Source organism: Bacillus taeanensis, assembly GCF_003318295.1.
GTDB lineage: Bacteria > Bacillota > Bacilli > Bacillales > UBA6769 > Maribacillus > Maribacillus taeanensis.
In genome coordinates, this window is sequence record NZ_QOCW01000015.1 from 23,507 (window position 1) to 35,089 (window position 11,583).

Sequence of the window (11,583 nt, forward strand, 5' to 3'; positions counted from 1 at the left end):
AGCTTTCTCTTCAATTAAATGTAGTGGAATAAATTATGCTGATAGAGAGCTTACACAAGCAGGTTGATAACCTTCTTTCTAGCTATTTTACTAAAATAATAGAAGTTGGGGTGAGCAACAAAAGTGCTTAAGAGTCACTTCCACTTGACGATAACAACTTCGTGTTCAGTTATAAAAAAGTAGAAAAAGACTTCACTATATTCGTTATTTCCAATAATTTTTTCTATGTAATCTAATAATTTCATATCTTATAACTAATACCAAACACCAATATCCAACAACCGTTCCAAGTACATTTAGAATAATATCATTAACGTTTTGTCTTGCAAAAAAAACACTCATGAGCTTTCGCTCTCAATCCAGGAATGAAAATAGAGTCTCCTTCCCATGCTAAAGAAAAAACAGTCTAACCTTTGTATCAATGTAACAACTATAAGTAGCACATTATCCCCATTGCTCGACGTCTTCTAGTCGTCCACACAGTCGTTACACTCGTACTGGTCGTGATCTTCCTTTATATGATAGAAAAATAACGGTGTTTCTTCGGCTTCATAAAGGGTTTTGTGGCAAACAAATCGATTCGAGAAAAAGCTGAGAACAGTCACTTTCTCAACTAGCTGCTTACAAGCAAAAAAAGTCTGCCGGAAACTTCATAAAAAACCCTATAAATACTATATAAGTATAACGACTTCAAAAAAAGTTCTCCACACTAAAAGTACCAGATAAAATTCATGTATCAGTCGACAAATTAATCTGAATCTATATTGTAATAAGTAAGTGTATAATAGATATACCCTCATTTTCGATACTTATAAATTTTTTAGTTTTCGTACCAAACTGAATCGATTCTAGTTAAACGGAGGACTTCATTTTGTTTTAACTTTCTATCTTTACCACTCTTCAATTTAATATTGTCATTGTTTTGAATCATCACACCATCATTTTCTGCCATAATCGTAATCGTTTTGCCGTTATGAGCATGATTAAAATCCATTATTACCTGTGTTGATATATCGGTAGCTTTAAATACATATTTTCCAGCTGTACTAGGGTGAGATTTGCCCTTCTTTAATACTTGTGGCTTATAAGCGTTATACGATTCAAATACATTATTATCGTAATCTAATGCGAAAAATTCAACAATATTATGAGAGGCTGTACCAATTAAACGATTTGCTTTTACCTCATTATTTGTTCCACCGCTGTAAAACACTTGTCCATTATTGGTTCCAATACCATTTAATTCTAATATATTATCATTTATCTTATTTCCTGAACCCATTTTTACGGCGTATAATTTTCTATTTCCAACTTCAATCATCATTTTATTCCCTGTAAATGCGCTGTTTTCGTTAAGTACGATGGAGTAATCATCTGCAGAAAGCCAGTGAAACTGATTCCCTTCTAGTAATAAACCAGATCCTTGTGTTTGATGAATAAACTTAGCGCCTATCTGCGTGCGACTCGTAAAGGTACAATCCTTAATGTTTGTCCAACGATTTTCTATTTTAATCATATGGGGCTGATTTTCAGCTTCTCCCCACTTGCTCGTATCCGCATAATGAAACTGACTGCCAGTAAACAAAATTTCTTTCACCTCGCTCGTAATTTGAATAGGAGACTGTTTCGGATATTTATTATTCAACTCAAATTTTGAAGCGACAAACTGAATTTGACGCCCTGCATTCGCTTTTAGCATAAACTCACAATTTTCAACGTGTAGTCCAAATACATGAATCGCATTTGTAACGTTGCTGGCACTATTCAATTCAATTGCAGCATATTTTCCGTCTGTTCCGCTATTTTTAATTCTTCCCCCTGTCCAAACAACATCCATAAGATCTTTCATAATTATCGCTTGACGCTTGAAGTTTTGAATATTCAAATTTTCAATCTGCGCATCCCAGCCTACTTGATAAAATTCAATTCCTGATTTATCCAATCCATCACCCTCTAATAATAAGTTTGAAATTGAAAAACCATTAATAAATTTATTATCTTTTTTATTTCTTATTACAATTAAAGGTTTAGAAGAGCTTTTTAATGCTTTTATAATCGTTCCCCCTTTTGATGACGTATCTTGTCCAACATGAACACCTATAATAGAAAGCGGTTTGTCAATATGAATACTGCTGACTAAATATGTGCCTGCAGGGAAGTATAATTCTCCCCCCTCAGGTAAACTGTAAATCGCTTTCTGAATCGCTTGCGTGCTGTCCTTAACTCCATCAGGGTCCGCCCCATATTCTAGAACATTGGCCTTATATTTTTCTTTTTGTTCTTGACGAGAATCCCCCTTAAAACGATCTATAAAACTTGTAAAAAAATCCTTTAAAACAGCGAAGTTCAAGTTAGGAAAATGATCTTCCTGTTCAATAATTTCGATCAAATTGAAAGAACTATTATGAACTTTATCAATGTTTACCTCTAATCGATGATAAAAACCTTTAAAAATATGATACTCTTGAGCATTAAATGTATCAGTAAACCAACTATTTGATAAAAATATGATACTTATTAATAAAAATTTCATACTATCCTCCCCAAAAAACTTCAATTTATGTATGTATCTTAATTTCATTTCATCACTATATCATAAATTGAAATTTTCATTTATTACCTATGTGCTGCTAAAATTGCTTTATGATCAGACCGCGAAATGATCTGTATTTACGTCTTTGTCTTTTATTGCATTTAAACGAAAACTAGAGACAGGTAAACTTTCGATTGATTGGTTTTCAGAAATGATGGCATTTTTGAAAAGATACTCAAATTTCTACAAGATTAGTCTGTCTAATTTTGGATAATTAACACGCCTGATAATATATTACAAAAAGTCTTCTTTCTCCCTCTGAAAGAAGACTTTTATACATTATTTTGCTGGATGTGACACAATAAACTCAGCTTGTCCATTTAGCTCGTAATTACTTATCGTAGAAGCAATAATAAAATGATCTCCTTTTTTAAATGAATAAGTATTACCTGATATGATAAGCTCACCAGCACCATTTAATACACTCACTAATAAATAATTATCCTCTACTTCATTTGTTACACCGCCGTCTAAATCCCAGTGATAGACGGTAAAATAATTTTCTTCGATTAACTTTTTACTTGTTAACCCTTCTTTTACTTCTTCTATTGATTCTAATGCTACATCTTGGTGTGGTGTCATTGATACTTCAATTGACTTTTCAATATGAAGTTCACGTGTATTACCTTCTGCATCACGACGATCATAATCATAGACACGATAAGTAATATCAGAACTTTGCTGCGTTTCCAGAATACGAATCCCTTTACCTATCGCATGAATCGTTCCGCTTGGGACATAAACAAAATCGCCTGGCTTTACTTTTACTTTACGAAGTAAATCATTCCAACGTTCTTCTTCCACCATTTGGGCAAATTCCTCTTTAGATTGTGCATAGTGACCGTAAATGATTTCTGCGCCTTCCTCGCAGTTGATAATGTACCAGCATTCTGTTTTGCCAAATGGGTAATTCTCCAACTCTAAAGCTTGTTCATCATTTGGGTGTACTTGAACAGAAAGGTCATTATTTGCATCAAGAATTTTTACTAGTAAAGGGAATTCTTCACCTTCTTGGTCCGCAAATAACTCACGATTACTTTCCCATACTTGATCAAGTGTTTTTCCTTTTAGTGGTCCATTTATAATTTCACAAGAACCATGGGGGTGCGCTGAAATACCCCAGCATTCTCCTGTTTGATCTGATGGAATCTCATAATTAAATTGATCTCTAAGAGCCGTCCCTCCCCAGATTCGCTCTTTAAAAACTGGCTTTAAAAAGATAGGTTCCTTCACCATCATCCCGCTCCCTTTTATACCTTTTTGTTATCTATGCCTGCACATTAACAATGCTGTCTACTTTTTCAAGCACATGCTCTTTTAACTGTTTAAGAAGTGTTTGACTTTTCTCTAATGTTTCATCTTTCACACCAAAATAGAATTTAATTTTCGGCTCTGTTCCAGATGGCCGAAGACAGAACCATGCCCCGTTTTCAAGCTTATATTTTAAAACATTTGATTTTGGTAATAGAATTTCCTCAGTATTCTCACCTGTAGTATATTGACGTTCACTCTTTTGGTAATCTTCCATTACTGCAACATTATGTCCAGCAACTTCTTTTAGCGGCTCATTACGAAAAGCTGTCATAATAGCAACAATCTGTTCTGATCCTTGTTTACCTTTTAGTGTTAATGATTCAAGGGATTCTTGGTAATATCCATACTCTTTAAAAATATCAATTAATGCTTCATAAAGTGTTTTTCCTTTGGATTTATAATAAGCTGCTACCTCTGCTGCCATTAAACAAGATTGAACGGCATCCTTATCACGTACAAAATCTCCAATTAAATAGCCATAGCTTTCTTCATAACCAAATAAGAATGTATGGTCACCAGATGTTTCAAATTCTTTAATCTTTTCCCCAATAAATTTAAAACCTGTTAATGTATCAACTGTTGGCAAATTGAAGCTTGTCGCGATATCTCGGCCAATTTCAGATGTTACAATTGTTTTTAGTACAATACCGTTCTCAGAAAGTTCGCCTTTTTCTTTCTTTTGAGAAAGAAGGTAGTAAAGCATTAAGGCGCCCAATTGGTTGCCTGATAAAACAACATATTCACCTTCTAAGCTCTTTACTGCAACACCAACACGATCAGCATCAGGATCTGTACCCATCAACACATCTGCATCAATTTCTTTACCATAGTTAATTGCAAGCTCAAATGCTGCATGTTCTTCAGGGTTAGGTGAAGAAACTGTTGAAAAGTTTGGATCTGGAAGTTCCTGTTCCTTTACAACTGTTACATTACGAAAACCTAGTGCTTCAAGTCCATCACGTACTGGCTTATTCGCAGTACCATGAAGCGGTGTAAAGACAATTTTTATATCAGCTGCCATTTGTTCAATAACTTCAGGGTTTACAGAAATCGTTTGAAGTTCTTTCACATATACCTCATCAATATCTGCGCCAATCACTTTTAGTAAACCAGACTCTTTTAATTCAGCCTCTAAAGCCACTTCAATCTCTAATTCATTTTCTATTTCATTCACTTTTGCAATAATTTCTTCTGCAGCTAAAAGAGGAATTTGTCCACCGTCTGGACCATAAATTTTATAGCCGTTATATTCTGGAGGGTTATGACTTGCGGTAATTACAACACCCGCATATGCATTTAAATAACGAACCGCAAATGACAATTCAGGTGTTGGACGAAGCCCATCAAATAAATAGGTTTGAATACCATGTTTTCCAAGTGTTAATGCTGTTTCAAGTGCAAATTCAGGAGATTTATGGCGCGAATCATAAGCAATTGCAACACCGCGTTTTTTCGCCTCTTCTCCCTGTGCTTCTATGTAGCGTGCTAGACCTTCAGAAGCTTTACGGATTGTATAGATGTTCATACGATTCGTGCCAGGGCCAATTTCACCGCGCATACCGCCTGTACCGAATTCGAGGTTTTTGTAGAAAGAGTCTTCGAGCAATTGTTCATTATCCTTAATTTGTTCTAATTGTTCTATAATCTCGTTATCTAACTTTGAATTGTTGGCCCATAACTTATAATTCATTTTCCAATTCATGGTTACCTCCTATAAAATTACAGTAAATTCTCAAAATTGGAGCCACTAAAATTAAGTTATTAGTGGCTTTTTATATCAACTAAATTACCTCTTAACGATAAACCAAGGATTCAAAAGGTTTTCTTTATTGTATTTAAGTTTTTCACCGTTATCTGTTCTTGTAACAGCTGCACCTGATAGTTCAGCAATTGCTTGTCCAGCGCCTGTATCCCATTCCATTGTTGGTGCAAAACGTGGATACACGTCAGCTGTACCATCAGCAACTAAACATAATTTAAGAGAGCTTCCAGCTGAAGTGATTTCTACTTCGCCTACTTCTTTCTTAAGCTCATTAATATATTCTTCCGTTTCTGATGACATATGAGAACGACTCGCAATAACAGTAGTACGCTTTCTATCTTGTTGAATTGGTAAGCTTATAGCAGTCTTAACTAAACTGCTCTCTTCAACTTTACTATCAAAATGTTCCTTGGAATTTTCTAATTTATAAGATCCAAATCCCTGCTTTGCAAAATATACCGTATCAAGTACTGGTGCATAAATTACTCCAAGTACTGGTGTACCATTATGTACAAGAGCAATATTTACAGTGAATTCACCATTACGTTTAATAAATTCTTTTGTTCCATCAAGTGGGTCAACTACCCATAGATATTCCCAATTCTTACGCTCTTCGTAAGTTAAATGCTTTCCTTCTTCACTTAAAATTGGAATTTCAGGGTATAACTTTTCTAATTGTTCTGTAATAACATCGTTTGATTTTTTATCTGCTAATGTTAATGGTGAGTTATCTGATTTATTTTCCACTCCAAAATCTGCAGATTCATATACTTCTAAAATCTTATCACCAGCTTCAATAGAGATGTTAATAATATTAACCACATTTATTTTTTCAAGCATGTTTTTAACCTGCCTTCTCTGTTTTAGTTTTAAAAAAGATCACTAGAGGATTATTCTTTCCTATAGTGACCTTTTAAGTTACTATTTCATGGATGCGCAATTAGCCTCTATTTCATCCCAATTCATAAAAATACGGACAATATCTTCTTCTATTAGCTCAGAACCTGTCTGAACTTCAATAAACTCCAAATCTGTAATTGCTTTAATTGCATGTTTTGATTCAACAGGAATCTCTAAAACATCACCTGGCTTAATATTTCGAATTGTATCATCTAACACAAATTCGCCCTCACCTTTAATAATTGTCCATACTTCACTACGCTTGAAATGCTGCTGATAACTTAAATTCTTACCTGTTTTAATACCGATACGCTTTGTAAGAACTTCATTGCCTTCATCATATTTTGTATGATCCAACACTTTATACCAACCCCAGCGTCGTTCTTCATACATTGGGCGTTGCTCGAATCCATTTAATAAAGACTTAATACGGGGACTCGATTCTTTATCAGCTACTAAGATTCCATCTGGACTTGCTGCCACCACAGCATTTGGTACACCTAGAATTGTAACAGGAATATCTAATTCATTTACTAAATGTGTATTATTAGAGTCTTCACTAATAATACCTTTACCGATCATATTTCCAGCCATTTCTTCTGTTAATGTATTCCATGTACCAAGGTCTTTCCAGTAACCATCATAAGAAACCGCAACAATTTGATTTGTTTTCTCTACAACTTCATAGTCAAAACTCGTTTTCTCAAGTCTACTATATTGTTTTGATAACTCATCATATTGAATAGGTAAACCTTTGACCTCAAGCATAGAAATAATATAATCTAACTTAAATGCAAAGACGCCGCAATTCCACAGCGCATTATCTTTAATTAATTGTTCTGCATCTTCTTCAGAAGGCTTTTCTTTAAAATGACTAACTTTAATATGATCATCTTCAATAGTTTCTGGAACAATATAACCATACTTAGATGATGGATAAGTTGGGTTAACTCCCATTAATGCAAGTTGTGCATTAGAAGATAACAATACATCTTCTAAGTCCTTAACACGATCAAAGAATTTATTTTCTACGTAAGGATCAACTGGTAATACACCAACGACTTCATTAAGACCGACACCTTGTATAGAATAAAGGTATGCTGCTGCTAAAGCAATAGCAGGGAATGTATCACGTCGCTCTGGTTCAATAATGATAGGCACTTGCTGTCCTAGTTGATTTTGAATCATTTCAACTTGGCTTTTGCTTGTCGCAATAACAGTAGAATCACTTAAGTTTAATGCCTCAAGCTGTCCCCATACACGTTGCACCATTGATTCTAACTTACCATCTTCATTTTCTAGTACACGTAAAAACTGCTTGGAACGAGAGTCATTTGACAGAGGCCATAGACGTTTACCAGATCCACCTGATAATAATACAAGGTTCATGGTTATCTCCCCTTTTTTTATTGGTTGATATAACCTTTTTCAGTTAAATAATTAATAATTTGGTTTACAGACTCTTCAAGAGGCTGCTTGTCTGTTTCAACAACAATTTCAGGATTTTCTGGCGCTTCATATGGTGCATCAATTCCAGTAAATCCTTTAATTTCACCAGCACGAGCTTTTTTGTATAAGCCTTTTGGATCACGCTTTTCGCATTCTGAAACATCACATTTTACGTAAACTTCAATGAATTCACCTTCATTATTTAGTTCACGAACCATATCACGGTCTTCACGGTATGGAGAAATAAATGCTGTTAATGTTACAACACCTGCATCAACAAATAATTTTGATACTTCACCAATACGACGGATGTTTTCCGTACGATCTTCTGGGCTGAAGCCTAAATTTTTGTTTAAACCGTGACGAACATTATCCCCATCGAGAATATATGTGTGAATACCGCGCTCATGAAGTGCTTGTTCAACTGCTACAGATACAGTAGATTTCCCTGCACCTGAAAGACCTGTGAACCATAGTACCGCACTTTTATGGTTTGTTAATTTTTGACGATCTTGTTTTGTTACTTGTCCATCATGCCATACAATATTTGTTGCTTTCATTTTTGTTCTCCCTCTCCCTATGAAATCCAAACTAAGTTCACGATAAAGACTGTGATAGTCATTACAATTAAACTTAACGGAATTCCTATTTTGAAATAATCGGTAAACTTATAGCCACCAGGACCATAGACAATTAAGTTTGTTTGATAACCAATCGGTGTTACAAAGCTTGATGACGCAGCAATTGCAATCATTACTGCAATACCTGTTGGGTCAATGTTTAACTGGTTTGCTATTTCAAGACCAATTGGAAACATCATGACTGCTGCTGCACTATTCGTAATAATTTCAGTAAACAGATTAGTAATTAAATAAATAATAAACAGCATTGCGATAATTCCAAATGGTTGTCCAACCTTCACAAGTCCGTTCGCAATCCATTCTGCTGCACCTGTTTTTAATAAAGCCATACCAACACCGAAGGAACTTGCGATCAAAAGTAGAATATTAAACTGTACAGAACGCTTTGCTTCTTCTGGTGTTAGTACACGTGTTAAAAGCAGGATTACAACTGCTAAACTCATTGCTTTAAACATTGTTAGTACATTTAAAGTAACAAGTAAAATCATCGATAACAATGCACCAAGAGCTATCCAACCTTTTCTTGTATCTTCTAGACAAACAGGAGTATCTAGTGCTGTTACAACATAAAAGTCATTCGATTGTGCCATTCTCTTTTGAAAATCAGGACCCGCTAAAAGTAATAGAGAATCACCTGATTTTAATGTGATTTCACCGATCTTACTTTTAATCCGCTCACTATTACGGTGAACGGCAATAACGCCCGCATCAAAGCGACTTCGAAACCCTGTATCCCTAATTTTTTTATACAATAAACTAGATTGATGAGAAACAACTGCTTCAACAAGCTTTGTATTACCATTTTTCAACATATCAAGATTTAAGTCTGTTCCAGCTGCTACTCTTAAACCTTTCATTTGCTGCAGTTCGGCAATAGTAGAAATTAATCCAGTAAAAATCAGACGATCACCTTGTTGAATCTTTGTTGATGACCTTACAGGTGAAATTTTTTCCTTGTTACGAATAATTTCAATTAAGTAAAGACCTTTAAGCTTACGAAGGCCTGCTTTTTCAATTGATTGGTTGATGTAAGGAAAATCAGCTTCAACACGTACTTCTGATAAATATTCTCTACTTTGTTCGTTAACTGTATCTGTTAATATCTTGTGATCTGGAAGCAGTTTATACCCAACTGTTACAATATAAAGCAGTCCAATAATTGCAGATGGTACTCCAACAATACCTAACTGAAACATTGAGAAACCTTCCATCCCAAAATCCAGCATTAAACCATGTACGACTAGATTAGTAGAAGTTCCTAACAAAGTAATCGTTCCACCTAAAATCGTTGCATATGATAGTGGAATCAAAAATTTTGATGGTGAAATACCATGATCTGCACACCATTTGCGAATAATAGGTGTTAGAGCTACTACAATTGGGGTATTGTTTAAAAAGGCAGATAGACTGGATACCGGAACTAATGTTTTTAATAATGTGCCACTAGTCGATTTACTTTCTTTTAACAACTTTGTTGTAAATTGATCAACAATCCCACTCTTTTGAATTGCTCCTGCAATAATAAACAACAGGGCAATTGTAAGCATTCCTTCATTTGAAAAACCTTTTAATGCTTCATCTGGCGTTAAAATGCCTGTTAAAAGAAAAATTGTTAAAGCAACAAATACAATCATATCTGGTCGAGCTAGCTCAAAAACTAGCCCAACCATCATTAAAATTACAACCAGTAATACAAACCCTATTTCAAAGGTCACTAGTCATCACATTCCTTAGTTAGTTTCCTGCATACCTCTGATAAGAACCTCTGCAACTTCTGGACGAGAGAATTCTTTTGGTGGCTTTTCGCCGTTACGAAGCATTTCGCGTACTTTTGTACCACTTAAATGAACGTGCTCTTCTTTTCCATGTGGACAAGTTTTCGCTGTACCCATGTTGCCGCACTTTTTACAGAAGAAAGAATGCTCAAACTTTAAAATCGTAATGCCAACTTCTTCTTGTGTGAAGTTATTGAAAATTTCCTGTGCATCATATGTGCCGTAGTAGTCGCCAACACCCGCATGGTCACGACCAACGATAAAGTGTGTGCAGCCGTAGTTTTTACGAACTAATGCGTGCAGAATCGCTTCTCTTGGACCTGCATAGCGCATCGCTGCTGGGTAAATAACAAGACGAGAACGGTCTGCTGGGTAGTAATGTTTTAAGATCACTTGGTAGCTTTCCATACGAATTTCAGCTGAAATGTCATCAGATTTTGTTTCACCAACAAGTGGATTAAGTAATAAACCATCAACGATTTCTAATGCACTCTTTTGAATATATTCATGGGCACGGTGTACAGGATTACGAGTTTGGAAACCAACAACTGTTTTCCAACCAAGATCTACAAACATCTGACGTGTTTCACTTGGATCTTTATAGAAATCTGTAAATTGACCATGATCTGGACGGTTTAATAATGTAATTGGGCCAGCTAGATGTACTTCACCTTTTTCGTAAACTTTCTTAACACCAGGGTGAGCATCTTCTGTTGTACCGTAAACATTTTGTGCTTCTGCTTCTTTGTCATATGTGTACTTTTCTTCAAGCTGCAGTGCACCGTAAATAACGCCATCTTCACCTTTAAGTGCGATTTCTTGGCCAATTTCAAACTGATCTGCTTGTTTTTGTGTTACAGGTAATGTAATTGGAATACTCCAAATTGTACCATCAGCAAGGCGCATTTCTTTTACAACACGCTCATAGTCAGCTTGTCCCATAAATCCTGTCAGAGGGCTGAAGCCACCAATCCCAATTAATTCCAAGTCAGAAACTGACCATGCTGAAATTGTTAAAGAAGCTAGCCCTTCAGCTTTAGCAAGTTTTTCTTCTCGTTCGGATCCTTTCACTTCACGATTAACAAGTGTACCGCCATGTGGTGCGATTGTTTGAATTTTTTCTGTTGTTGCAGTTGTCATAATAAAACC

At 35.3% G+C, this 11,583-nt stretch carries 8 protein-coding genes; all 8 read right to left on the reverse strand.

Going from position 1 to position 11,583, the window contains the following annotated elements; all coding sequences use genetic code 11:
* Positions 1 to 820 precede the first annotated feature (820 nt).
* Complete coding sequence (locus DS031_RS14145) at positions 821 to 2,533, reverse strand: glycosyl hydrolase family 28-related protein (protein ID WP_181833168.1); 1,713 nt, start codon at positions 2,531 to 2,533, stop codon at positions 821 to 823.
* Between the two features lie 339 nt (positions 2,534 to 2,872).
* A complete protein-coding gene (gene manA, locus DS031_RS14150; protein WP_113806727.1) occupies positions 2,873 to 3,829 on the reverse strand; it encodes a mannose-6-phosphate isomerase, class I in 957 nt (318 codons plus the stop codon).
* 31 nt (positions 3,830 to 3,860) lie between these two features.
* The gene (locus DS031_RS14155; RefSeq protein ID WP_113806728.1) at positions 3,861 to 5,609 is read right to left on the reverse strand and encodes a phospho-sugar mutase; all 1,749 of its coding nucleotides are present in this window, start codon (positions 5,607 to 5,609) and stop codon (positions 3,861 to 3,863) included.
* Positions 5,610 to 5,693: 84 nt separating this feature from the next.
* Positions 5,694 to 6,509, reverse strand: coding sequence for a 3'(2'),5'-bisphosphate nucleotidase CysQ (gene cysQ / locus DS031_RS14160; protein WP_113806729.1), 816 nt, complete (start codon positions 6,507 to 6,509; stop codon positions 5,694 to 5,696).
* Positions 6,510 to 6,590: 81 nt separating this feature from the next.
* Entirely contained in the window at positions 6,591 to 7,958 is a 1,368-nt protein-coding gene (locus tag DS031_RS14165; protein WP_113806730.1) for a sugar phosphate nucleotidyltransferase, read from the reverse strand.
* Positions 7,959 to 7,975: 17 nt separating this feature from the next.
* Positions 7,976 to 8,578, reverse strand: a complete 603-nt coding sequence (gene cysC / locus DS031_RS14170; RefSeq protein ID WP_113806731.1) for an adenylyl-sulfate kinase — start codon at positions 8,576 to 8,578, stop codon at positions 7,976 to 7,978.
* 17 nt (positions 8,579 to 8,595) lie between these two features.
* Positions 8,596 to 10,374: an SLC13 family permease gene (locus DS031_RS14175; protein ID WP_113806732.1), complete on the reverse strand. Its 1,779-nt coding sequence runs from the start codon at positions 10,372 to 10,374 to the stop codon at positions 8,596 to 8,598.
* Positions 10,375 to 10,389: 15 nt separating this feature from the next.
* Positions 10,390 to 11,574 carry a sulfate adenylyltransferase gene (gene sat / locus DS031_RS14180; RefSeq protein ID WP_113806733.1) on the reverse strand — a complete coding sequence of 395 codons (1,185 nt, stop codon included), beginning with the start codon at positions 11,572 to 11,574 and terminating at the stop codon, positions 10,390 to 10,392.
* Positions 11,575 to 11,583: the final 9 nt, after the last annotated feature.

Coding starts and splice junctions, on each gene's coding strand:
- sat (WP_113806733.1), bottom strand. CDS start 11,574: ATGACAACTGCAACAACAGAAAAAATTCAAACAATCGCACCACATGGC.
- DS031_RS14165 (WP_113806730.1), bottom strand. CDS start 7,958: ATGAACCTTGTATTATTATCAGGTGGATCTGGTAAACGTCTATGGCCT.
- cysC (WP_113806731.1), bottom strand. CDS start 8,578: ATGAAAGCAACAAATATTGTATGGCATGATGGACAAGTAACAAAACAA.
- DS031_RS14155 (WP_113806728.1), bottom strand. CDS start 5,609: ATGAATTGGAAAATGAATTATAAGTTATGGGCCAACAATTCAAAGTTA.
- cysQ (WP_113806729.1), bottom strand. CDS start 6,509: ATGCTTGAAAAAATAAATGTGGTTAATATTATTAACATCTCTATTGAA.
- manA (WP_113806727.1), bottom strand. CDS start 3,829: ATGGTGAAGGAACCTATCTTTTTAAAGCCAGTTTTTAAAGAGCGAATC.
- DS031_RS14145 (WP_181833168.1), bottom strand. CDS start 2,533: ATGAAATTTTTATTAATAAGTATCATATTTTTATCAAATAGTTGGTTT.